Source organism: Martinezella lusitana (assembly GCF_900094565.1).
Classification (GTDB): domain Bacteria; phylum Pseudomonadota; class Alphaproteobacteria; order Rhizobiales; family Rhizobiaceae; genus Rhizobium; species Rhizobium lusitanum.
Map to the genome: position 1 here is coordinate 656,365 of NZ_FMAF01000001.1, position 22,387 is coordinate 678,751.

Genomic DNA, 22,387 nt, shown 5'->3' on the forward strand with positions numbered 1-22,387 from the left:
TTCATCCGGCATCCTATCCGGATCCGGCTCCTCAATCGGCGGCTTCGGTGCCCAACCCGGATCAGGCATCGGTGGCGTCTCGGGAATCGGCTCGCGCGGCACGGACATGCCAGTTCCTTCCGTCTTGTTGCTGATATTGGCTAACGGTCGGGAGCAGGCAGGGTTCCATAGGAAGTCTCGCTGGTCCATCGTCGGAGGCCGGCACCGCGTCCTCGCCGTGCAAGACTTTCGGTTTTATTTGCGCATGCGGCCAGCTCGTGCATAAGTAGAGTGGCAGGCTTTCATTTCATTCGAGCAGATTCCGAGGGAGCGCTTGATGCTGAAAGGCGGGGTATTCTTCACGGCGCTTGCCGTTGGTCTCAGCGCATGCACGACTGTCGACTTTTCACAGCTTGCTCCGGCGACGCTAACCGGCAGCCTGTTGGTGATGTGGGTTGGCGAGGGTGATTCCAGCGGAGATGGCAAGTTCGTCTTCGTTCCCGATCCTGCCGATCCCTTGACGTTCCGCCGAGCTGATCGCTCTCTACCCGGCGCCGAAATCCAGCCCGGCTTGATGTACACGGACGGTGGCTCTATTCCGAAGATCGCGCAGGTCTTCAAAGGATTGTCGCCGTGGGGTTATGCGCCGGCCTACATGATCCACGACTGGCTGTTCACGGCGCACCATTGCATTGTGGATGGCGAGAATAGCAAGCGGTTCGACCAGGTACGCAACGTGTCGTTCGAGGATTCCGCCAAGATACTCGGCGAGGCCATCCGGGGGATGGTGAAAGCAAATAAAGTTCAGCAGAACGATATAGCCGGAACAGCCATCACCGCCGCGGTGGGCAGCAGCATTGCTGAAAGCCTCTGGAACAAACAGGGTGCCTGCAGCGCCTCCAAAGTCAAACCCGAGGATATCGCCGCAGTCGAAAGCGCCATCCCCGGCGCCGCGCCGCGCGCCGTGCGAAAGACATTCAGAGTTCCCCCCGAGACGCCCGCAATACCACCACGTGGCCGCGCTACGATCGTGTCGCGGATTACATTCTAAGAGCATCTCCCGGTGAGTCCCAAGAAGCGCGCGACACGGCGCTCAGATGAGGCTACGCTGGACAAGGGCATCCCGTGGTCTAGTTATTTCAGGAGCACTTTGGGGAGTAAGGATGATGAGCGAGAAAAAGAAACCGAAGCAGGCTGAGAAAGACCACAAGGAACAGGACGACTACCTCGAAGAGGCGCTCGAGGAAACCTTTCCCGCAAGCGATCCGATCTCGCCGGGGCATGTCGTAAAGAAACCTGAAAGCAAGGAATAGCCCTCGGCCGGTGCCGGGAGAGCTATCATGTCTGATCGACTGGGGAGAGAATGGTACGGTTGGGGGGTCTCGAACCTCCGACCTCAGGTGCCACAAACCTGCGCTCTAACCAACTGAGCTACAACCGCACATGCTCGCGTCGCCGCGAACGGGGGTGACATACGAGGACTTTGAAATTATTTCAAGTCCTATCTCCCCGCAATACAAAAAAGCTTCAAAGATATCCGGATGGTGGTGCGCCGCCAGCATTTGCACGAACAGGAACCGTCCCTAAACGAAAAGTCCCGCCTTCAGAGCTTTCACCTGAAAACGGGACGTTCATGCCTTGGGAGGCTTTTGGGAAATCAGGCGACCTTGAAGGAAGCCATTGCCTTTTCGGCTGCATCCTTGGCCGGCTTTGCCAGCTTTTCAGCAACCTTCTTGGTGGTTTCCTGAATGGACTTGGCCTGTTCGATGGTGACTTCGGCCTGCTTGCGGATGAAGGAGGTCTGAAGTTCGAACAGTTCGGCAACGGACTTGACGCGAAGCAGGGCTTCCATGTGTGCCAGCGAGCTTTCGGCATTGGTGCGCAGAACGTCGATTGCCTTGAGGCCGATCTCAACGGAACCAGCCTGTGCAGTCTGCACCGTCGCTTCGACGGTCTTGCCGGCTTCCTCGGTGGCAGCCTTCATCTTAGCGAAGGCTTCCTTGGACTGGGCAGCACCCTTTTCCGCGAATTCGCGGAAGGATTCGGAGACCTTGGAAGGATCGAATGCAGCCGTTGAAAAAACGTCGTCTTTCTTTACAGTAGCCATGATTACGCTCCTATACGGGTCCTCTTCGAGGCACCCTTCGTGAACTGTGTGAGGCTTATATAATATAAAAAATTGTGCAGTGCAACATAATTGTGCGACGCACAACGTATTAACCTTTCCGGCCGAAAGATGGGGCCTTTGCTGGACCCAAAAGCGGGGTACGGTTATTAATAAACCGTTAAAACACGAGAGGCGGTCACGCCCGCAAAACAGGTTGGAATATGCCCGCAGTTCAATATCCGTTCATTGACATTGCCGTGCATCCGCGCGTTCGGGAACGCTTTGCCCGTGGTGAAGCCATGGTAATGTTCTCGACCGGCATGGATCGCGTGCTGTGGGCCAATGGCGCCGGCGCCAACCTCTTCGGCTACGACGTCATCTACGATTTCCTCGATCAGGGACCGAAGCCCGGCGACGTCTCGTTCCGCCAGATCGAAGCGACGGCGCGCGGACTTGGCGGCATTGGCGACCAGCGTACTTTCCTGATCCGCATGGCCTCCGGCTTCCAGCGCGCGGTCGTCAACGCGGCGGTCGAACTCATCCGCATTCAGGCGGACGAGGAAGCAATCCTGTTTTCCTCGCCGGTCTCGGCCAAGCCGATGGCATCAGCCGAATGCGCCAAGCGCATGATCGATGGGTTCGACGACCCCGATACCCACATGGCCGTCGTCGGCCGCGACGGCGAAGTGATCGCCGCATCCGCCCGCTTCGGCACGCTGGGCGTCACGCCGCAGACGGCGAGAATGCTGACGACCATGGCCGGCGCGCAGCCGGACCGGTTGATCAAGCGACCGATCCCGACCGGTCGCGGCTATCTGCCGGCCGCCATCGGCAAGCTGTCGGAAATCCCCGCCCTGCACCTGCTGTTCGTCGTCGAAACCGCCCTCGGTCACCTCGATCCGACAGGTAGCCTCGGCGCCGCGTCGGCTTCGGCCGAACCGCAGGCGGAAGAGGCTCGCCGGGAACTGGAAGGTGCGGCCCTGGAGGAAGCTCCCAACCCCGCTGCGACAGCGCCCTTCGGCGACGTCATCGATGCGGTGGCGCATATTCAGGAACTGGACGAGACGCCGGAATATCAGCCGGACGAACAGGCCGAGGCAACTCCGGCCACCGATAGCGCAGCGGAAGACACGCATGCGCTAGCCCTGATGGATGGCGCAAGCGACGCCGATGTCGAAGCGGCCGCCCAATCCGACGAACCGAATATGGAAGCGGCAGATGATGGTGAAGACCATATCGCCGATGCCCCAACGGATGTGAGCGCCGAGCCGGCCGCCGCGTCCGAAGCGCCCGCTGCCCAAGACGATCACGCGGAGAGCTTCACTTTCAAGCGCAACGGCCGCGCCACCCGCTTCGTGTGGAAGATCGATGCCGCAGGCCACTTCAGCGAGGTTTCGCGTGAGTTCGCCGATGCTGTGGGACCGCACGCGGCGCAGCTCGCAGGCGCCGCCTTTACCGATGTCGCCGCCCGCTTCAATCTCGATCCGGACGGCAAGATCGCCGAACTGCTGGCGCGGCGCGACACCTGGTCGGGTCGGACGATCTATTGGCCGGTGGAAGGCACGGGCCTGATGGTGCCGGTAGACCTAGCCGCCTTGCCGACCTATACGCGCAGCCGCGAATTCGACGGCTTCAGAGGCTTCGGCGTCGTCCGTCTGGCGGATACCATCGAAGATCCGACGAAGCGTGGAATGACCCTGGGCGAGCAGGACGACCAGTCCACGCCCCCTGTCGCTATCGACCAAACGGCGGAGATGGAAGAGGCGGCGACCGAACATCCAGCTCCCGAGCCGGAAGACGCAACCGCGACCGAACAAGCCGAGGATATCGGCCATGCAACGATTGAAGACGCCCCCACCACAAGCGAGGAGCCACCGGCTCTGCAGATCGCCGACACGCCGAACCGCCGCGAGTCGGACAAGGTCATACGGCTCTACGAGCGCCGTCCGCTGACACCGGCCGGCCTTTCAGCAAGCGAGCAGGCCGCCTTTCGGGAAATCGCTCGGCAGCTCGAACCCTTCGGCAAGCGCACTGAGCCGCCCACTGAGCAATCTGAGGAAAGCGTCGATATCGCGCCGCAACCGAACGCGGCTGACGAAATCCTGTCCGACACGGCCAAAACGACCGTCGGAAACGACAATGTCGACGCTCAGCATGCCGACGTTGCGGCGGAAGCGAGCGAACTGGCATCCGAACCGAGCCAGGAACCCGCCGACGCTGCGGAGAAACCGGACGATGCCGCCACCGGCAATCCTCCCGCCGAAACGCAAGGCGCCTCAGCCGAGCCGGAAGAGGATTTCGATCCGCTTGATGTTCTGAGCACCGCCATTCCGCCGCGCATAAAAATGCACACCGGCCTGTCGGCTGAGATCGTCGATCAGTTGCCGCTGGCCATCCTCGTTCATGCCGGCGATCGGCTGATCCACGGCAATCCGGAATTTCTGCGGCTGACCGGTTACGAGAGCCTGACGGATCTCGAGCACGTCGGGGGTCTGGACGCGCTCCTGCAGCGCAATGATCTGGAAGGCAAGACCGAGCAGCCGGGCACGATGATGGTCGTGCGCGCCGACGACGCGCTGGTGCCGGTCACCGCGCGGCTGCAATCGATCCGCTGGGAGGACGGCACCGCCTTGATGCTGGCGCTGATGCCGGTGGAGAAGAGCGAGCCGTCTGCCCCGCCGCAACCGGTTGCCGAGGAAGCCCGCCCCGAACGCATCCTCGAAAAGGTCGCCAAGCTGCAGGTCGAGATCGAGGAATTGCGCTCGACGCTGGAAACGGCGACCGACGGGGTGATCATCATCGGCCAGGAGGGCGAGATCCGCTCGGTGAACCGCTCGGCGAGCGCGCTCTTCAACTACGACGACCAGGAAACCCGCGGCAAACCTTTCACCATGCTGTTTGCCCATGAAAGCCAGAGGGCGGTGCTCGATTATCTCAGCGGCCTTTCCGGCCACGGCGTCGCAAGCGTGCTCAACGACGGTCGCGAAGTGATCGGTCGCGAAGCGTCTGGCGGCTTCGTGCCGCTGTTCATGACCATGGGCCGGCTCAATTCCTCCAACGGCTACTGCGCCGTCATCCGCGACATCACGCAATGGAAGCGGACTGAAGAAGAGCTGCGCAACGCCAAACGCGCCGCCGAAACCGCCAATGCCCACAAGACGGATTTCCTCGCCCGCGTCAGCCACGAGATCCGCACGCCGCTCAATGCCATCATCGGCTTTTCCGACATGATGGCCGGCGAGCGTTTCGGGCCGATCGGCCATTCGCGCTATATCGAATATGCGACCGATATCGGCCGCTCCGGCCGGCATGTGCTCGACATCGTCAACGATCTGCTGGACATTTCCAAGATCGAGGCCGGCGAGATGGATCTGGAATTCGCGTCGGTCGGCCTGAACGAGGCGATCACCGAGTCGGTCTCGCTGGTGCAGCCACAGGCCAACAGCCAGCGCGTCATCATCCGCACCGCGCTGTCGCAAGCCGTGCCGAATGTCGTGGCCGACCAGCGTTCGATCAAGCAGATCGCGCTGAATATCCTGTCCAACGCCATCCGCTTCACGCCTTCAGGCGGCCAGATCGTCGTGTCGACCTCCTATGAAGGCAATGGCAGCGTTGTCTTGCGCATCCGGGACACGGGCGTCGGCATGACACGCTCGGAACTGGAACAGGCCATGAAGCCTTTCCGACAGGTGTCGACCAATTCCCGCAAGCGCGGCGACGGCACCGGCCTCGGCCTGCCGCTGACGAAAGCCATGGTCGACGCCAACCGGGCGAGCTTCTCGATCAACTCCGCGCCCAATGAAGGAACGCTGGTGGAAATCACCTTCCCGTCGCCGAGGGTGCTGGCGAATTGAAGATGATCTTAGTTTGATGGTGGTGGAAACGCACCACTATCGGGCAATAGCTGCAGCCAAGGTGCATCGTAACCTTCGGCGGGGCTGCCGCTGTCAAAACCAGAGATCACGCACACATCGGCCTTTGGAAGGTAGGTCTTCAAACGTGTCCAGCCCATCGAAATGATCGATCGGCAATTCATAGACAAGATCCGGTGGTGCAAGCCGCAGGTTGACGGCCATGCGCCGGCGGCCGTCCCTTTGAAGCCTCAAGCCGCGCCAGCTCAATACACAGGCACAGGCTGGGCAGAATAGTATTTCGAGAGAGGGCTGCTTCTCTGCGGCGCGCGTATAGGAGGCAGTCTCTCCGGCGATGGAGAAACGCTCTCCTTCGTAGTCATAGGCCCACAGCGCGCCATAGCGCCGGCAGAGAGTGCAGTTGCATGCCGTGATCGAGCCTGGATCACCCTCGAGGGTCCAACTTGCCTTGCCGCAATGACATGAACCAATGAGCATGAGCCTATCCTGCCGCATATTCGATGGCGGCATTCTGCCTCAGTCCTCGAGCGCCTGCAAATGGCGCGGGCCGGACATTCTCTCTATGCCTATCCCTAGCTCAATTCGTATCGCGCCGGCATGCGCCGCGCCTGACCCAGGCGCAGCACAGCGGAAATTACTCCCCCCGAACCTTCGTCGCCTTGCGCTTGGCTCGCGAATTCGGCTTGCCGGGCGCCGGGGCTGCATCGCTTTTGGCGAAATGCGGTTTGCCGGGCTTCTTCACCCAGGGCTTCTTATCCTGGCGTTCCGAAGCAACGCTCTCGCCTGCCTGCGTCCGTTCCGGCTTGCGGTCTGATTTCCATTTCGGCTTGCCGCCCTCCTGAGGGCGGGCGCCCTTGTCGGCGAAGGGTTTCTTTTTCTCGAAATCCCCTTCCCTCCTCGCCTGCGAAAAATCCGGCACTCCGGCGAGCGGCTTCACGCGGATGCCTCTTTCCAGCGTCTTGTCAGGCCCGATAGCTGCAAGGAAGCGCTCGGCGCCTTCCTGTGAAAATTCGACGAAGGTTTCCTCCGGCTGCATCTTGATCGCGCCGATGTCACGCTTGGTCAGGTTGCCGTTGCGGCAGAGCATCGGGATCAGCCAACGCGGCTCGGCGTTCTGCTTGCGTCCTACAGAAAGCGACACCCAGACGCCGTCGGTGAAATCGTTGCGTCCAGAGGAAGAAGAGCCGGGCGCGTCATCGCGGAAAACAGGAAAATCGTCTCGGCGAGGCTTTTTGCGCTCGCCTTCAGCCGGCACGTCCTGCAGCTCTTCCGGCGCGGAGTGACGCGCCCGATAGTGACGCAGGAATGCGGCCGCGATCTGTTCGGCGCCATGGCTTTCCAGCAGCCGCTTTACCAGCAACTGCTCCTCATCCCGTAGCGGTTCGGAGAAAATCGGATCGGCGAGCAGACGCTCGTCGTCGCGTTCGTTCACTTCATCCGCCGACGGCGGCTTCGCCCAGGTGGCGCGCAGGCGAGCTGCCTCCAGCAGGCGTTCGGTGCGGCGGCGGGCGCTGAGCGGCACGATCAGAGCGCTGACGCCCTTGCGGCCGGCACGGCCGGTGCGGCCGCTTCGATGCAGCAGCGTTTCCGGATTGGTCGGTATATCAGCGTGAATCACCAGATCGAGGCCCGGCAGGTCGATACCGCGGGCAGCGACGTCGGTGGCAATGCAGACGCGGGCGCGGCCGTCGCGCATGGCCTGCAGCGCATGTGTGCGCTCGCTCTGGCTAAGCTCACCCGACAGGGCGACGACAGAGAAGCCGCGATTGTTGAAGCGCGCCGTCAGATGGTTGACGGCTGCACGCGTCGAGCAGAAAACGATGGCATTCTGCGCCTCGTAGTAGCGCAGAACGTTGATGATGGCGTTTTCCCTGTCGCTCGGCGCAACCGTCAGGGCGCGATAGTCGATATCGACATGCTGCTTGGTTTCCGAAGCCGTGGCGATACGCACGGCGTCACGCTGGTAATTCTCGGCAAGCTTGGCGATCGAGCGCGGCACGGTTGCGGAAAACATCAGCGTCCGCCGCTCGGCCGGCGACGTTTCCAGGATGAATTCAAGGTCCTCGCGGAAGCCGAGATCGAGCATCTCGTCGGCCTCATCCAGTACGACGGCCTTCAGCTCGGAAATATCGAGCGAATTACGGCGGATATGGTCGCAAAGGCGGCCCGGCGTGCCGACGACAATATGCGCGCCGCGCTCCAGCGCCCGCTTTTCGGTGCGCATGTCCATGCCCCCGACGCAGGAGACGATGGTGGCGCCCGTCAATTCATAGAGCCATTCCAGCTCGCGCTGGACCTGAAGCGCCAGTTCGCGGGTGGGCGCGATCGCCAAGGCCAGCGGCGTGCCGGCGCGGCCAAAGCGCTCTGCGCCATCCAACAGGGTTGGGGCAAGCGCCAGGCCAAAGGCTACCGTCTTGCCGGAGCCGGTCTGGGCCGAGACCAGCGCGTCCTTGCCGGCAAGGTCGGGATCGAGCATGGCTTTTTGCACCGGCGTCAGCACTTCGTAACCGCGCTTTGCCAAAGCCTGGGCAATCGCAGGAACGATGCCTTCGAATTCGGTCATATCTTGTCTTTCGGAATTCTTCGCGTGCCAAGCGGCACGGATCATCGTGGCCCGCACGTCGCAGGCCTCTTCTTCAAGCCTGCACATACTTGGTCGGTAGGCCAATGTACAGAGCGGGCGCGTATTTGCGTGCGACGGAACGAAAAAAAGGCAGCGAACGCGCTGCCTTTGAAGTTGATGCTGCCTAACGAAAGCTCGAGTCGGTTAACTTCATGTCTCGGGAGCCAGGGGAAGCTCCAATCCGCTCATAGCTCATGCGAACGGTCTCAAGTCGGCTTTTACCTTTGACCAATCTTTCTTAACGCGAAGTTAGCAGAGGGGGGTCATCGTTTGCCCCTCAGTTTTAGGGTACGGCTCAAGTCTTCAGCTCCTCCAGCCCGGCGAAGAGATCCAGCGCTTCCGGATTGGCAAGCGCCTCCTTGTTCTTGACGGGCCGGCCATGCACGACATCGCGCACCGCAAGCTCGACGATCTTGCCGGATTTCGTGCGCGGAATATCGGCAACGGCGATGATCTTGGCCGGCACGTGGCGAGGCGAAGCACCGGTACGGATAAGCGTCTTCATCGCTTTGACCAGCTCCTCCGTCAGCGAAGCGCCGGCGGCGAGGCGGACGAAAAGGACGACGCGGACATCGTCGTCCCAATCCTGACCGATGCAGAGCGCCTCCAGAATCTCCGGGATCTGCTCGACCTGATTGTAAATCTCGGCCGTGCCGATGCGCACACCGCCGGGATTGAGCGTGGCGTCCGAGCGGCCGTGAATGATCAGGCCGCCGTGCTCGGTCCATTCGGCGAAGTCGCCATGGCACCAGACATTGTCGAAACGCTCGAAATAGGCGGCATGATATTTGGCGCGCTCTGGATCATTCCAGAACATGACAGGCATCGAGGGAAAGGCCTTGGCGCAGACCAGCTCGCCCTTCTCGCCGCGCACCGGCTTGCCGTCCTCGTTCCAGACGTCGACGGCAAGGCCGAGACCTGGCCCCTGGATCTCGCCGCGCCAGACAGGCTGCAGCGGATTGCCGAGCACGAAGCAGGAGACGATATCGGTGCCGCCGGAGATGGAAGCGAGCTGGACATCGTCCTTGATGCCTTCATAGACGAAGGAGAAGCCTTCCGGAGACAGCGGTGAGCCGGTGGAGGTCATCAATCGCAGGCTTGAAAGATCATGCGATGTCCTCGGGGTCAGGCCGCTCTTGCGAACGGCATCAATATATTTGGCCGAGGTGCCGAACAGAGCGAACTTCTCTTCCTGCGCATAGTCGAACAGGATGTTGCCGTCGGGCGCAAAGGGCGATCCATCGTAGAGGCAGAGCGTCGCGCCGGCGGCAAGCCCGGTCACGAGCCAGTTCCACATCATCCAGCCGCAGGTGGTGAAATAGAAGACCTTTTCGCCGGGAACGACGCCGCAATGCAGCCGATGCTCCTTGATCAGTTGCAGAAGCGCGCCGCCGGTGGAATGGACGATGCATTTCGGCACGCCGGTGGTGCCGGAGGAAAACAGGATGAACAGCGGATGAGAGAAGGGCACCGCGACGAACTCGACCGCCTTCGCCTCGAACGGCGCGACAAACGCATCAAGGGTTCGCGCATCAGGCGTCGCTGCCACGACCGCGTCGGCGCTGCCGGCATAGGGCACGACGAGGGTGGGTACATTCAGCCGCTGTGCAATGGCGCTGACCTTCGACGTGACATCCTGCAGCTTGCCGCCATACCAATAGCCGCTGCAGGCGATGAAAAGCTTCGGTTCGATCTGGCCGAACCGATCCATGACGCCCTGCTCGCCGAAATCCGGAGAACAGGAGGACCATATCGCGCCGATCGACGCGGCCGCCAGCATGCAGGCGATGGTTTCGGGCATGTTCGGCATCATTGCCGCCACGCGATCGCCCTTGCCGATGCCGAGGGCGCGGTAGGCCTGCTGCAGGCGCGATACCATCGCCGCCAGCCGGTCCCACGACCAGCGATCGCGCACCTTGTCCTCGCCCCAGAACACCAGCGCATCGCCCTCGCCGCTTCTCGACAGCAGATTCTCGGCAAAATTCAGTTCGGCATCGGGAAAGAAGCGGGCTTCCAGCATGAGGTCGCCATTGATCAGCGCCCTCTCTCCACGCTTTCCCTTGATGCCGCAGAAATCCCAGACCGCTGTCCAGAAGTTCTCGCGATCGGCGATGGACCAGGCATGCAGGCCGCAGAAATCGGGCATTGACAGGCCGAAACGCTGGTTGCATTCCTGCATGAAGGAAAACATCGGGCTCTGGCGGCGAAATTCTTCCGATGGCGTCCAAAGTGGCTGTTGATCTTGCATATTTCCCTCCCTGCTTCTCGCCTTATATACCAATGTTGCAGCGCACTATAAAGTCATGGAGTTGTGGGCATTTCCAGTGTGCAATGTTTGCATCCGCTAAACATTTCCTATATCCGGCAAGCATAGGCAGATCGTCCCTATCAGTTTGAGAGTTTCCACGGGATATGAGAGCGTCGAGAAACAATAAATGGTGGTTGACGATGCGATCGGCCTCGCGCTGGCTGCCGAGCGTCGTTCGCACGACCGGTATCATTCTTCTAACAATCCTCATCATCTTTGCTGTCTTCAGAGCGACGGCGCCTTTCCTGATCTCCAGCGGGCTGGTTCGCTCCGGCATCGAAAAGGCGCTTTCGGAATGGACGGGATACCGCGCCCAGATCGAGGGCGATCCCACTCTCGATTTCTGGCCGACGCCGCGCGTGACGCTCAATCAGGTTACGATCCGCGAGCCGACGAAGAACGGCAAGGTACTGGGCCATGTCGACAGCCTATCGGCGGATTTCTCGCTGCTTTCAGCCATCCGCGGACGCGCGCATTTTCATGAATTCCATTTCCTGCGCCCGACCCTCTACATCCGGCGCGACGAGAACGGCCTCATCGATTGGACGAACGAAGGCCGCCTTTCCAAGGCGATCGAGCAGGTGGACGCGTCCTCGTCCAGCCAAGGTGTGTCGATACCCAAGGACCAGGATGCCGCCATCGGCATGCTGACCATCGAGGATGGCAGCGTCGAGATGACGGACGATCGCAGCGGCAACGTCTACAAGATGAACGGTGTCAATGCGGACATATCGTGGCCACGGCTGTCCCGCCCGATGACGGCTGTCATCCTCGCCCGTTTCAACGGGCAGGACGTCAAGCTCAACTTCGATTCCACCCAGCCTCTGTTGCTTTTCGCCGGCAAGAGCGTTGATGCCAGGACCAGTTTCTCTTCGCCGCTGATCAGCTGGACTTATGCGGGCGTCACCAGCATCTCGGATCTTTCGACGCTTGCCGGCAATCTCGAGCTCAGCGTGCCCAACGTGCCTTCCTTCCTGGCGTGGAGCGGACAGCACCTGCCGGCCGCCGATGCGCTGAAGAACGTCTCGCTCAACGCCGATATAGCAGCGATCGAGAACGGCCTGCGCTTCAACAATCTGAATTTCAAGGTCAACGATTCCGCTGCCTCCGGCGTCATGGATCTGAGCTACACCACGGCTGGCAAGCCGAAGATTTCCGGCACGCTCGCCTTCGACCAGATGAACCTCAATCCGTTCCTGGCCGCCTTCTCCATGCGTCTCGCCGCCGAGACCGCCTTCGATGCGCTGCTGAACGGCAATCCGCTGCAGCGGCTCGATCTCGATATGACGCTTTCATCCAACAAGGCGGCGCTCGGCCCCTTCCAGTTCGACAATATCGGCGCGAGCTTGCTCGTCGCCGGCGGCAAGGCGAAATTCGACATCGGCGACAGCGGCTTCGAGGGGGGCTCGCTGACCGCCCATCTGGAGGTCGCTCCAGGAGACTTCGATGGCGGCGGCAAATTGCAGATATCCATCCGCAATGCTGATTTCGGCGGGCTCTTTACCCGGTTGAAGCTGCCAGGCCCGCTGCCGTTGATGACAGCAGGGTCGCTGGACCTCGCGCTCAGCACCTCCAAGCCGATCTGGGTCGCCACGCTCAGCGACGTCGCCGGAAAGATGCATTTCCAGTCGACCACCGGCTCCTTCCGCCAATTCGACATCTCGACCTTCCGGGGTCTGGCGGCGGAAAAAGCCTTCTTCCGAATGAGTGACATTGCCGGCGGATCCTTCGATTTCGACAGCATCAATGTCGATGCAAGCTTCGCAAAGGGATCGGCCGAGGTCCAGAACGCCACGATCGCCGGGCGGAACGAAACCGTGACATTGAATGGTGTCGTTCCCTTCCGCAGCAATGGCCTGGCGCTTTCAGGCGCGATCGACGCAACCGCGCCCGCCGATTCGGAGGAGCTGCCGATGCTGCCCTTCTTCATTGGCGGCACTTGGCCGGATCCGGTCGTCTCGCCGGTGACGACGCTTTTGCAGAAACCGGCCCAGCCGCAAGAGCAATAATCCGCTCCGCGCAACCTTGTCTCAAGCTGCGGCCGCCGCGTGCTCGTCCCTTTGGCGCTGGACCTCGCGACGCTTGGTCGCAATGGAAGCGCAGATGACGCCGATGGCGACGACGCCGATCAGGATGGTGCAGATGGCGTTGATCTCCGGCGTGACGCCGAGCTTGACCTGGCTGTAGATCAGCATCGGCAGCGTCTTGGCACCGGCGCCGGACGCGAAGGTCGCGATTACCAGATCGTCGAGCGACAGCGTCAGAGCCAGGACCCAGCCCGAAAACACGGCCGGCGCGATGATCGGAAGCGTGATCTCGAAGAAGGTGCGCACCGGCGGAGCGCCCAGATCCAGCGCCGCCTCCTCGATCGATCGATCGAACGTCAGCAGGCGCGATTGCACGACGACGGCGACGAAACACATGGTCAGTGTCGTGTGGGCCAAGACGATCGTCCAGAAGCCGCGGTCGACGCCGGACGCCACGAACAGCAGCAGCAGCGACAGGCCGGTAATGACGTCAGGCATGACCAGCGGCGCATAAATCATGCCCGAAAACAGGATTCGGCCGCGGAAACGCGTGTAACGCACCAAGGTGAGTGCCGCCATAGTGCCAAGCACGGTGGCGATGGTCGCCGATAGCAGCGCAATGCGCACCGTCAGCCAGGCGGCGCTCAGCATGGTGTCGTTGCTGAACAGATGCACATACCATTGGGTCGAGAAACCGCCCCAGACCGTGACCAGCCGAGACCTGTTGAAGGAGTAGATGACCAGCAGCAGGATCGGCAGATAGAGGAAGGCCAGACCGAGGGTGACCGAGACGATGTTGAAACGAGACCAGCGGATCATTGACTATCTCCCCTTCTCGTCGGCTTTGGCCTGGAAATGCTGGAAGAAGACGATGGGCACCACCAATACCAGAAGCAGGATGGTCGCCACCGCCGATGCCAGCGGCCAGTCGGTATTGCTGTAGAATTCGGTCCAGAGCACCTTGCCGATCATCAGGGTTTCCGAGCCGCCGAGCAGGTCGGGAATGACGAACTCGCCGACAGCTGGAATGAAGACCAGCATGCAGCCGGCAATGACTCCGGGAATGGAGAGCGGAAAGGTGACGCGCCAGAAGGCGCCGATCCGCGTACAGCCGAGATCCTGCGCCGCTTCGATCAGCGTGTCGTCCATCTTCTCCAGCGCGGAATAGAGCGGCAAGATCATGAAGGGCAGATAGGAATAGACCATGCCGATATAGACGGCCGTATTGGTGTTGAGGATGACAAGCGGTTCGTGGATGATGCCGAGCGCCATCAACAGCTGGTTCAGCAGACCCGTGGTGCTGAGGATCGACATCCAGGAATAGACGCGGATCAGGAAGCTCGTCCAGAAGGGCAGGATGACCAGCATCAGCAAAGTGGGCCGGATCGTGCGCGGCGCCTGCGCCATGCCGTAGGCGATGGGATAGGCGATGATCAGCGTCAACAGCGTCGAGATGCCAGCGATCTGAAGGCTCTGAATGTAGGCATTCATATAGAGCGGATCGCCGGTCAGCCATACGTAGTTGTCGAACGACATGGTCTGCAGCTTGTCCCACCAGTCGGCGAAGCTGTCGGCCCAGGCGAACGACGGATCGTAGGGCGGGACGGACAGCGCCTTGGTCGACAGCGAGATGCGGAAGACGATGAGAAAGGGCGCGAGAAAGAAGATCAGCAGCCAGGCATAGGGAATGATGATGACGAGGCGCTGATAGAGGGAGGAACCGAGCGCTCTCATGATCAGTCCTTCAACAATACGCCGGCATTTTCGTCGAAGGACACCCAGACATTCTGGTCATAGGCGAAGGGTTCTTCCACGGCGCGAACCGCGTTCAGCGACGAGGCCTTGAGCACCTGTCCGCTCTTCAGCTTCACATGGAAAACGGTCATGTCGCCGAGATAGGCGATATCCCAGATCTCGCCTTCGGTGGCATTGACCGACGCGTTGGCCGGCGGGCGCGGCGTGACCCTCAACTTCTCAGGCCGGATAGCGAGGCTGGCGCGGCTTCCCGCGGCCGGTGCCTCGCTGGAGGCGGTGCGCAGCGTGAGGGCGGAATCGACAGCGATTTCGACGATGCCAGACTGCGCGGAGGTAACGTTGCCGTCGAGGATGTTCACATCGCCAATGAAGTCTGCGACGAAGCGGCAATTGGGCGCCTCATAGATTTCCGCCGGTGTCGCCACCTGCACCACCTTGCCGTGGCTCATGACGGCGATGCGGTCCGCCATGGTCATCGCTTCTTCCTGGTCATGGGTGACGACGACGAAGGTGAGGCCGAGGCTCTGCTGCAGATCCATGAGTTCGAACTGCGTCTCCTCGCGCAGCTTCTTGTCGAGCGCGCCGAGCGGCTCGTCGAGCAACAGCACCTTCGGACGCTTGGCAATCGAGCGGGCCAGCGCCACGCGCTGGCGCTGGCCGCCGGAAAGCTGGTTGGGCTTGCGCTTGGCGAATTGCTCGAGCTTTACGAGCTTCAGCATCTGCGCGACGCGATCGTCGATCTCGGCTTTCGGCATGCCGTCCTGGCGCAGGCCGAAGGCGATATTCTTTTCCACCGACATATGCGGAAACAGCGCGTAGGACTGGAACATCATGTTGACGGGGCGGCGATAGGGCGGCGTGCCGGCAAGGTTCTGGCCATCGAGCACGATCTCGCCCGTCGTTGGCTGCTCGAAGCCCGCCAGCATGCGCAGCAACGTGGACTTGCCGCAGCCCGATGCGCCGAGGAGAGCGAAGAATTCGCGGTTGTAGATATCCAGGGAGAGATTGTCGACGGCGGTGAAATCACCGAACTTCTTCGTCACGTTCTTGAAGGAAATGTACGGCTTGGCCGAAGGGTCGCTCCAAGGAGCAAAGGAACGCCGGATATTACCGAGTGACTTCATCATCTATCCCCAAATGGATGCCGGGCGGGCTGTCCTAGAGCATTTCCGCTTTTCTTCGAATCGCGAAAATGCTCCATCTTGTTTTTTCGCATTCCGGACGGAAAACCGCTGCGCACTTTTCCTGGAAATGCTCTAGCACCGGCTCTTCCCCTACCCGGCACGCTCTTCATTCTTACCTTATCCTCCTAAGGAAAGGCCCGGACGTTGCCGTCCGGGCCTCTTCGAATTATTGGCCAGTGGTGACCTTTGTCCACAAGCGCGTGGCGACGCGCTGTGTTTTCGGATCCCAAGGGGTGAGCGTGAACAGCTTGCTCCTGACCTCATCCGTCGGGTAGACAGCCGGATCTTCAAGCACGTCCTTGTTGACGAACTGCTGCGACGCCTTGTTGCCGTTGGCGTAAGAGACGAAGTTGCTGGCCTTGGCGATGACTTCCGGCTTCATGATGTAATTGAGGAAGGCATGCGCTTCCGCGACATGCGGCGCATCGGCGGGAATCGCCATGACGTCGAACCACATCTGCGCGCCCTTCTTGGGGATCGAGTAGCCGATGTTCACACCGTTCTTGGCTTCTACGGCTCGATTGCGTGCCTGCAGCACATCGCCGGAATAGCCGAAGGCGATGCAGATATCGCCGTTGGCGAGCGCATTGATATATTCAGAGGAATGGAATTTGCGGACAAAGGGCCGGATCGAGGTCAGCAGCGCCTCGGCCTTCTTGAAATCCTCGGCCTTGGTCGAATTCGGATCGAGGCCGAGATAGCGCAGGGCGGCCGGAATGGCGTCCGTCGGCGAATCCAGCATATAGATGCCGCAATCCTTGAACTTGGCGGCGAGCTTGGGATCGAAGATCACGTCGATATCGGGCGCTTCGTCGGTGCCGAGAATCTGCTTCACCTTGTCGACATTGTAGCCGACGCCGCTGGTGCCCCACATGTAGTCGATGGCGTATTGATTGCCCGGATCGTAGGTGGCGATGCGTTGCTGCACCGTATCCCACATGTTCGAAATATTCGGCAGCTTGGACTTGTCGAGCTTCTGGAAGACACCGGCCTTGATCTGGCGTTGCAGGAAGTATGCCGTCGGCACGACGATGTCATAACCGGTCTTGCCGGCCAGAAGCTTGGTTTCCAGCGTCTCGTTCTGATCGAACGTATCGTAGACGACCTTGATGCCGGTTTCCTTGGTGAAATCGGTCAGGATCGAATCGTCGATATAATCCGACCAGTTGTAGATATTGACGACCTTGTCTTCTGCCTGAGCGGCCGTCGCCAGCGAAACGACCGCGAAAGCCGTTGCTGCGAGCCGTGCGAACATGGACTTCATAGTCACTCCTGTTTTGTTCAAGGGCATCTTGGCGACACCCAACCCTCTGTTTTTCCCGTTAGACTAGAAAGGAAATCGGAACGCCACAAGGGGGAAAAGCAAGCCATTACGAGCTTTGGCGGATTTGCAAAGGGTGACGCTTCCTGCTTGCACGCGATTGTGAACTCAAGATCCGCTTCCTGCGTGAATGCGGAAACCAGCTTTGCTAACATCGGAGCGTCTCACTCCTAGAATAGTCTCACGCCCGTTTCGCAGCCCTGCCCAGCGGGCAAACCCAACCCATAATTCAAGGGTGCATCATGCAGTACCAAAAATTCGGCAATACCGGCCTCAGCGTCTCGCGCCTATGCCTGGGCACGATGACCTTCGGCCTGCAGATCAAGCAGGAAGACACAGCCCACGCCATTCTCGACAAGGCGGCCGACGCCGGCGTCAACTTCATCGACACGGCCGACGTTTACCCGCTTGGCGGCGACGAGCAGCTTGCCGGCCGCACCGAAGAGATCGTCGGCGGCTGGCTGAAGGGCAAGCGCGACCGCTTCATCGTCGCGACCAAAGCCGTCGGCAAGGTCGGCCCGTCATCCTGGGATCAGGGCGCATCCCGCAAGCACCTTCTCGATGCCATCGACGCTTCGCTGCGGCGTCTCGGCACCGATTACGTCGACCTCTACCAGCTGCATTCCGACGATCGCGAAACGCCGATCGACGAGACGCTGGAAGCGCTCGATATCATCGTACGCTCGGGCAAGGCCCGCTATGTCGGCGTGTCGAACTTCCTGGCCTATCGGCTGGCCCTGGCGCTTGGCCGCGCTGACTTTTTGCGCACCGCCCGCTTCGTCTCGGTGCAGCCGCGCTACAATCTGCTGTTCCGCCAAATCGAGCGCGAATTGCTGCCACTTGCCGAAGAACAACGCATCGCCGTCATCCCCTACAATCCGATCGCCGGAGGCCTTCTCACCGGCAAGCACAGGCACGATGTCGCACCGACCGAAGGCCGCTTCAGCTCGCAGCTGCGCAGCGCCGGTACCAACTACCTGCAACGCTATTGGCACGAACGCGAATTCGCAACGATCGAGAAGCTGCGCGGCATCGCCGAAGAGGCAGGCCAGTCGCTCGTCAAGCTCGCCGTTGCCTGGGTCGCCGCCAATCCGGTCATTACGTCAGCCATCATCGGTGCTAGCCGCCCGGATCAGTTGACGGACACGCTCGCCGCCATCGATCTCAAGCTCGATCCGGAGCTGAAAGCCAAGCTGGATGACGCCACCGTCGAATATCGCTGGGGCGACGCGGCGCGCTGAACAAGAGCAAACCGGCGGTTCATCGCCGCCGGTTCACGCGTAGGTCGGGCGCTTGCCGGCAAACAGCTCCGAATGACTCTTCAACAACCGGGTCATGCGATCGACCACGGTGCGAATTTCCCGGCGATGGCGATCGGCATTGTTCATGACGATCCATTGCCGGTGGCGGAGGGCTGCTATTTCCTCGCCGACGCGCTCCAGCCTCGGCTCCTGATCGCCGACGAAGCAGGGCAGAACCGCGATGCCAGACCCCGCCAGCACCAGATCATGAAGCGACCGCGGGCGGCTGACCGTGAAGGCGATCTCCTGCCGTCGGTTCTGATGCGGCCAGCGCAGATAGGCCGAAACCGCCTCGTCTTCCGCCACGGCGATCCAGCGCTGCGGTCCGGCAAAGCGCATGTTGCGGGCCTGATAGGCGGCATAGGCGACATCGCCGGTCTTGATGGCGGCAAGATTGGCTTCCTCCGGCTCGAAGGCGCGGATACCGATATCGCTTTCGCGATGGGCAAGGCTGGCGCGGCGCTCGCCAAGATGCAGATCGATGCGAAAGCCGTCCCGCTCCGAGCAGATCACCGGCATGTTCTGGCTGAGCAGCCAGCCGACCCAGGTGCCGGCGGCGATCCGGACGACCGCGCCGCCCTGGGCATCGCGCTGCCAGCTATCCACCTTGCGAGCCGCGGCCTCCATCTCCAGCAATTGGTCGAACAGCGCCTGGCCATCGCCGGTCAATGTGTAGCCGGCCTGGCTGCGCTCGAAAAGCAGGCGGCCGATCTGCCCTTCGAGCTCCAGCATGCGCCGGCCGATCGTTGCCGGGCTCAAACCGCTGGTCGCGACCGCTCCCGTCAGCCCGCCGCCACGGGCGACATCGAGGAAAAGTTGATAGGAATCCCATGCCGTGTTTTTCATAATTGAAAAACATAAGGCGAAAACGGCTGTTTATAAAGCAAATTTCTGTGTGTAGTTGAAGAGATGCCCACAACATGGAGATGTCTCATGATGGACAGCATCGCTTTGGCCAAGGCCATCGAACTACAATGCCGGGCGCGCGAGGAGCAATGGCGCCGCAACGAGGATCTGTTCTACCTCGACTATGGGCACGATCCCTGGCCGCTTTTCCCCTGGGGCGGGCGTGTGCTCGACCGTCTGTATGCCGCTTACAAGGCGACAAAAAAAGCGGACCGGCTGGAGATCAACCGGTCCGCCTGCGATGATGATGGTTGCTGCGGTCAAGCCGCTTCTTCCCGCATATAGCCTGAGCTGTATCCGGCTTCGATCTTGAACTGCTGGATGAGATGCAACAGCGCGTCGGCTTCGGTGGCCAGCTCGCGGCTTGCCGCCGTGGTCTCTTCCACCATGCCGGCGTTCTGCTGTGTCATCTGATCCATGTGGTTGACCGAGGCGTTGACCTCCTGCAGCGCGCTTGCCTGGTCGTGGCTGGCGCGGGCAATCATTTCCACATGCTGGCTGATCGTGACGATCTGGCTGCTGATCTGCGCCAGGACAGAACCGGCCTCCTGCACGAACTGCGAGCCGGAATTGACCTCCTGGGTCGATTTGTTGATCAGTCCCTTGATTTCCTTCGCGGCGGCGGCCGAGCGCTGTGCCAGCTCGCGCACTTCCATGGCGACGACGGCGAAGCCCTTGCCAGCGTCACCGGCGCGCGCCGCCTCGATACCGGCGTTGAGCGCCAGGAGATTGGTCTGGAACGCGATCTCGTCGATGACGCCGATGATCTGCTCGATCTGGCGCGAGGCGCCCTCGATGCGTGCCATCGCGTCGATGGCGTTGCCGACGACCACGGAGCTGTCATCGGCGCTGCGCTTGGCTTCGCGCACGATGGCATCCGCGTCCTTGGCACGCTCGGCGGACGAGCGGACGGTGACGGTGATCTCGTCGACGGCGGCGGCGGTCTGCTCCAGCGAAGCCGCCTGCTGCTCGGTGCGCTTCGACAGATCCTCGGCGGAGGCCGCCATCTGGTTGCCGTTGCTCTGGATCATCTCGACATTGCTGCGGACCTGGCTCAGCGTCTCCTGCAGGCGCGACAGCGAGCTGTTGAAGTCCTGACGAAGCTGTTCGAGGCGGCCGATGAAGGGTGTCTCGATCGTGGCGGAAATATCGCCTTGCGCGAGGCGTTCGAGACCGGCTGCAAGCTCGCTGACCGCGAAATCGATCTGGCGGTCGAGTTCGCGCTTTTCAGCGTCGTTGCGCTGACGTTCGTATTCGGAGGCAGCGCGCTCCTCGTCGCTCTGTTCCTCGATGCGGATCTTCGAAATGGCGTTTTCCTTGAAGATACCGAGCGCGCGGGCCATGTCGCCGATTTCGTCGTGACGCTGCTCGCCGGAAATCGCCGTCTCGAGCATGCCATCGGCGATCCGGCGCATGGCTGCAGTGATCTGGCCGATCGGACGCTGCAGGGTGAGGACCAGTGCGATACCGCCGGCGACCGAGAGGATGATACCCAAAGCCGTCGCCAGGATGGATATGTAGTTCGCCTGGTCGCGTTCGGAGCCGGCGCTCTGCTTCTGCGTCTCGGCAAAGGCGGTCAGCTGGCTCCACACCTGGTCGAGTTGCTGGCGGGCACTTGCATATTCGGCAACCCGCTGGGTGATCGTATCGACCAGCTTGCCGCCGGCGTCGTCCATCGACTTGATCGCCGGGCGGATGGCCGCATCGATATCACCGGCGAAATCCATGCTCTTGGCGCTCTGGTTCAGCGTATCGATATCGCCGCCGAGCTTTGCGATTTCCTGGCGCAGGCGGACGAGATTGTCCTTGTTGGTATTGGCGTTGAACTCGGCGAGGACGAGCTGCAGCGAGTAGACCGAATCTTCGAGGCGGCGGGTATCCTGCAGAACGGAATTGGTCTGCGCGACGCGGGCATCCAGCGATACGAAGGTCGTGGTCGCCTGACGCATCATCTGCGTCGCCGTCAGCTGCGTGTAGGTCGATGTCTGGCGGAAGCGCGAGAGAAGACGGCCGATATTGGTAATGGTGTCATCGGTCGGCGCATCGGTGCTTTCGGTGAAAGTGGTCAGATCCTTGATCGTGCTCGTCAGCGACTGAACGACACTCTTCTGGTTCTGCGGCAGCGCAAGGTCGATGGAACGCAGGGCCTTGTTCAGATCCGGCAGCCGGTCCTTGAGAAGCTTGACCTTGTCGGCCGGCGTCGCTCCCTTGTTGAAATCCTCAGCAACCGAGGCAAGCAGATCGCCGCCTTTCAGCAGACGGTCCGCGGCGCGCAATGTCGAGGTCGCGTCGGCCTGATCCTGCCGCATCTGATCTTCCAGTTGCTGGCTGTTGAAATTGACGTTGAAACGGGCGCTGATCAAGGCTCGCTGTGCGTCGTCGATGGTCTTGCGGAACGCAACCTCCTGCTCGTGGAGCGTCCAAAGCCTGCCGACGAGATTGGCCGTGTCGGCCGTCTTGGCGGTTGCGTCGGTCAGATTGTCGCGGCCCTCCGAATCCGCGCCGAGCTGGCCGAGCGTCGCATTGAGCACGCCCTGCTGGGACTTGATATCCCCGTAGAGCTTGTCGCGTTGCTGCGCATTGGTGATGCGCAGGAAGTCATCCATGGAACCATAGAGATTCTTGAAGCCAGTCAGCGATTGCAGCACGCTGTTGGAGATTTCCATGCGTCCCTGCAGCAGGCCGGAAGCATAGAGCCCGGTGAGCCCGACGGCGGAAATGCTGATGACGAAGGGCAGGACGAATATGAGAACCTTCGTCTTGATCTTGAAACGAGACAGTATCCTATCAATCAACATGGTGGCTCAGACCTCTCACCGCTCCCCTCGCCGACGCCTCCGCAGCGCTGGCCGGACGTATCCTCGTCAATCTTGAAAATCTTCGCAGGCGGGGTCCTGAGTGGTGTCAGGAAGCAATCATTGCATCGGCTCGGTCTCGCAGACGAGCGCCCCATAAAACTGCGGGAATTGTCGGTCTGATAGATTAATTTTCAGATAAGGCGCCA

The 22,387-nt window shown here is 61.0% G+C and carries 16 protein-coding genes and 1 tRNA gene; 6 read left to right on the forward strand and 11 right to left on the reverse strand.

Going from position 1 to position 22,387, the window contains the following annotated elements; translation table 11 throughout:
• Nucleotides 1–313 precede the first annotated feature (313 nt).
• Both GA0061101_RS03165 and GA0061101_RS39265 read left to right on the forward strand, forming a co-directional pair.
• Nucleotides 314–1,030, forward strand: coding sequence for a hypothetical protein (locus tag GA0061101_RS03165; protein WP_167669524.1), 717 nt, complete (start codon nt 314–316; stop codon nt 1,028–1,030).
• A 115-nt stretch (nt 1,031–1,145) separates the two neighbouring features.
• On the forward strand, nt 1,146–1,292 hold the full coding sequence (locus tag GA0061101_RS39265; protein WP_162693744.1) for a hypothetical protein: 147 nt from the start codon (nt 1,146–1,148) through the stop codon (nt 1,290–1,292).
• 51 nt (nt 1,293–1,343) lie between these two features.
• On the opposite strand, the gene GA0061101_RS03170 is transcribed toward GA0061101_RS39265, so the two are convergent.
• Nucleotides 1,344–1,420 (reverse strand) — tRNA-His (locus tag GA0061101_RS03170).
• A gap of 216 nt (nt 1,421–1,636) precedes the next feature.
• Nucleotides 1,637–2,086: a phasin gene (locus GA0061101_RS03175; RefSeq protein ID WP_037199021.1), complete on the reverse strand. Its 450-nt coding sequence runs from the start codon at nt 2,084–2,086 to the stop codon at nt 1,637–1,639.
• A 221-nt stretch (nt 2,087–2,307) separates the two neighbouring features.
• On the opposite strand from GA0061101_RS03175, the gene GA0061101_RS03180 reads away from it, so the two are divergent.
• Complete coding sequence (locus GA0061101_RS03180; protein WP_037199022.1) at nt 2,308–5,940, forward strand: ATP-binding protein; 3,633 nt, start codon at nt 2,308–2,310, stop codon at nt 5,938–5,940.
• Between the two features lie 93 nt (nt 5,941–6,033).
• On the opposite strand, the gene GA0061101_RS03185 is transcribed toward GA0061101_RS03180, so the two are convergent.
• From GA0061101_RS03185 to GA0061101_RS03195, 3 genes are all read right to left on the reverse strand, one after another.
• Nucleotides 6,034–6,435 carry a GFA family protein gene (locus GA0061101_RS03185; RefSeq protein ID WP_092573030.1) on the reverse strand — a complete coding sequence of 134 codons (402 nt, stop codon included), beginning with the start codon at nt 6,433–6,435 and terminating at the stop codon, nt 6,034–6,036.
• A 157-nt stretch (nt 6,436–6,592) separates the two neighbouring features.
• Nucleotides 6,593–8,521, reverse strand: a complete 1,929-nt coding sequence (locus tag GA0061101_RS03190) for a DEAD/DEAH box helicase (protein ID WP_047640460.1) — start codon at nt 8,519–8,521, stop codon at nt 6,593–6,595.
• A gap of 355 nt (nt 8,522–8,876) precedes the next feature.
• Nucleotides 8,877–10,829, reverse strand: coding sequence for an acetoacetate--CoA ligase (locus GA0061101_RS03195; protein WP_047561000.1), 1,953 nt, complete (start codon nt 10,827–10,829; stop codon nt 8,877–8,879).
• 164 nt (nt 10,830–10,993) lie between these two features.
• On the opposite strand from GA0061101_RS03195, the gene GA0061101_RS03200 reads away from it, so the two are divergent.
• Complete coding sequence (locus tag GA0061101_RS03200) at nt 10,994–12,898, forward strand: AsmA family protein (RefSeq protein ID WP_047560997.1); 1,905 nt, start codon at nt 10,994–10,996, stop codon at nt 12,896–12,898.
• Nucleotides 12,899–12,919: 21 nt separating this feature from the next.
• Here GA0061101_RS03200 and GA0061101_RS03205 read toward each other — a convergent pair whose 3' ends face one another.
• From GA0061101_RS03205 to GA0061101_RS03220, 4 genes are all read right to left on the reverse strand, one after another.
• Nucleotides 12,920–13,735 carry an ABC transporter permease subunit gene (locus tag GA0061101_RS03205; RefSeq protein WP_037199029.1) on the reverse strand — a complete coding sequence of 272 codons (816 nt, stop codon included), beginning with the start codon at nt 13,733–13,735 and terminating at the stop codon, nt 12,920–12,922.
• Between the two features lie 3 nt (nt 13,736–13,738).
• Nucleotides 13,739–14,650, reverse strand: coding sequence for an ABC transporter permease subunit (locus GA0061101_RS03210; RefSeq protein ID WP_037199031.1), 912 nt, complete (start codon nt 14,648–14,650; stop codon nt 13,739–13,741).
• A 2-nt stretch (nt 14,651–14,652) separates the two neighbouring features.
• Nucleotides 14,653–15,795 carry an ABC transporter ATP-binding protein gene (locus GA0061101_RS03215; RefSeq protein WP_037199032.1) on the reverse strand — a complete coding sequence of 381 codons (1,143 nt, stop codon included), beginning with the start codon at nt 15,793–15,795 and terminating at the stop codon, nt 14,653–14,655.
• Between the two features lie 226 nt (nt 15,796–16,021).
• Nucleotides 16,022–17,110 carry a polyamine ABC transporter substrate-binding protein gene (locus GA0061101_RS03220; protein WP_234903768.1) on the reverse strand — a complete coding sequence of 363 codons (1,089 nt, stop codon included), beginning with the start codon at nt 17,108–17,110 and terminating at the stop codon, nt 16,022–16,024.
• Nucleotides 17,111–17,418: 308 nt separating this feature from the next.
• Between GA0061101_RS03220 and GA0061101_RS03225 the strand changes: the two genes are divergently transcribed.
• Nucleotides 17,419–18,417, forward strand: coding sequence for an aldo/keto reductase (locus GA0061101_RS03225; protein ID WP_047560993.1), 999 nt, complete (start codon nt 17,419–17,421; stop codon nt 18,415–18,417).
• Nucleotides 18,418–18,450: 33 nt separating this feature from the next.
• Here GA0061101_RS03225 and GA0061101_RS03230 read toward each other — a convergent pair whose 3' ends face one another.
• Nucleotides 18,451–19,323, reverse strand: a complete 873-nt coding sequence (locus GA0061101_RS03230) for a LysR family transcriptional regulator (RefSeq protein ID WP_047560989.1) — start codon at nt 19,321–19,323, stop codon at nt 18,451–18,453.
• A gap of 87 nt (nt 19,324–19,410) precedes the next feature.
• Here GA0061101_RS03230 and GA0061101_RS03235 point away from each other — a divergent pair, with 87 nt between their 5' ends.
• On the forward strand, nt 19,411–19,668 hold the full coding sequence (locus tag GA0061101_RS03235; protein WP_047560985.1) for a hypothetical protein: 258 nt from the start codon (nt 19,411–19,413) through the stop codon (nt 19,666–19,668).
• Here the strand turns inward: GA0061101_RS03235 and GA0061101_RS03240 are convergent.
• On the reverse strand, nt 19,644–22,181 hold the full coding sequence (locus GA0061101_RS03240; RefSeq protein WP_037199038.1) for a methyl-accepting chemotaxis protein: 2,538 nt from the start codon (nt 22,179–22,181) through the stop codon (nt 19,644–19,646). The genes GA0061101_RS03235 and GA0061101_RS03240 overlap by 25 nt on opposite strands.
• Between the last annotated feature and the right edge of the window lie 206 nt (nt 22,182–22,387).

Excerpts from the sequence above, each read along its gene's own strand:
- GA0061101_RS39265 (WP_162693744.1), top strand. The coding sequence starts at position 1,146 with ATGAGCGAGAAAAAGAAACCGAAGCAGGCTGAGAAAGACCACAAGGAA.
- GA0061101_RS03175 (WP_037199021.1), bottom strand. The coding sequence starts at position 2,086 with ATGGCTACTGTAAAGAAAGACGACGTTTTTTCAACGGCTGCATTCGAT.
- GA0061101_RS03180 (WP_037199022.1), top strand. The coding sequence starts at position 2,308 with ATGCCCGCAGTTCAATATCCGTTCATTGACATTGCCGTGCATCCGCGC.
- GA0061101_RS03185 (WP_092573030.1), bottom strand. The coding sequence starts at position 6,435 with ATGCTCATTGGTTCATGTCATTGCGGCAAGGCAAGTTGGACCCTCGAG.
- GA0061101_RS03190 (WP_047640460.1), bottom strand. The coding sequence starts at position 8,521 with ATGACCGAATTCGAAGGCATCGTTCCTGCGATTGCCCAGGCTTTGGCA.
- GA0061101_RS03195 (WP_047561000.1), bottom strand. The coding sequence starts at position 10,829 with ATGCAAGATCAACAGCCACTTTGGACGCCATCGGAAGAATTTCGCCGC.
- GA0061101_RS03200 (WP_047560997.1), top strand. The coding sequence starts at position 10,994 with ATGAGAGCGTCGAGAAACAATAAATGGTGGTTGACGATGCGATCGGCC.
- GA0061101_RS03205 (WP_037199029.1), bottom strand. The coding sequence starts at position 13,735 with ATGATCCGCTGGTCTCGTTTCAACATCGTCTCGGTCACCCTCGGTCTG.
- GA0061101_RS03210 (WP_037199031.1), bottom strand. The coding sequence starts at position 14,650 with ATGAGAGCGCTCGGTTCCTCCCTCTATCAGCGCCTCGTCATCATCATT.
- GA0061101_RS03215 (WP_037199032.1), bottom strand. The coding sequence starts at position 15,795 with ATGAAGTCACTCGGTAATATCCGGCGTTCCTTTGCTCCTTGGAGCGAC.
- GA0061101_RS03220 (WP_234903768.1), bottom strand. The coding sequence starts at position 17,110 with ATGTTCGCACGGCTCGCAGCAACGGCTTTCGCGGTCGTTTCGCTGGCG.
- GA0061101_RS03225 (WP_047560993.1), top strand. The coding sequence starts at position 17,419 with ATGCAGTACCAAAAATTCGGCAATACCGGCCTCAGCGTCTCGCGCCTA.
- GA0061101_RS03230 (WP_047560989.1), bottom strand. The coding sequence starts at position 19,323 with ATGAAAAACACGGCATGGGATTCCTATCAACTTTTCCTCGATGTCGCC.
- GA0061101_RS03235 (WP_047560985.1), top strand. The coding sequence starts at position 19,411 with ATGATGGACAGCATCGCTTTGGCCAAGGCCATCGAACTACAATGCCGG.
- GA0061101_RS03240 (WP_037199038.1), bottom strand. The coding sequence starts at position 22,181 with ATGTTGATTGATAGGATACTGTCTCGTTTCAAGATCAAGACGAAGGTT.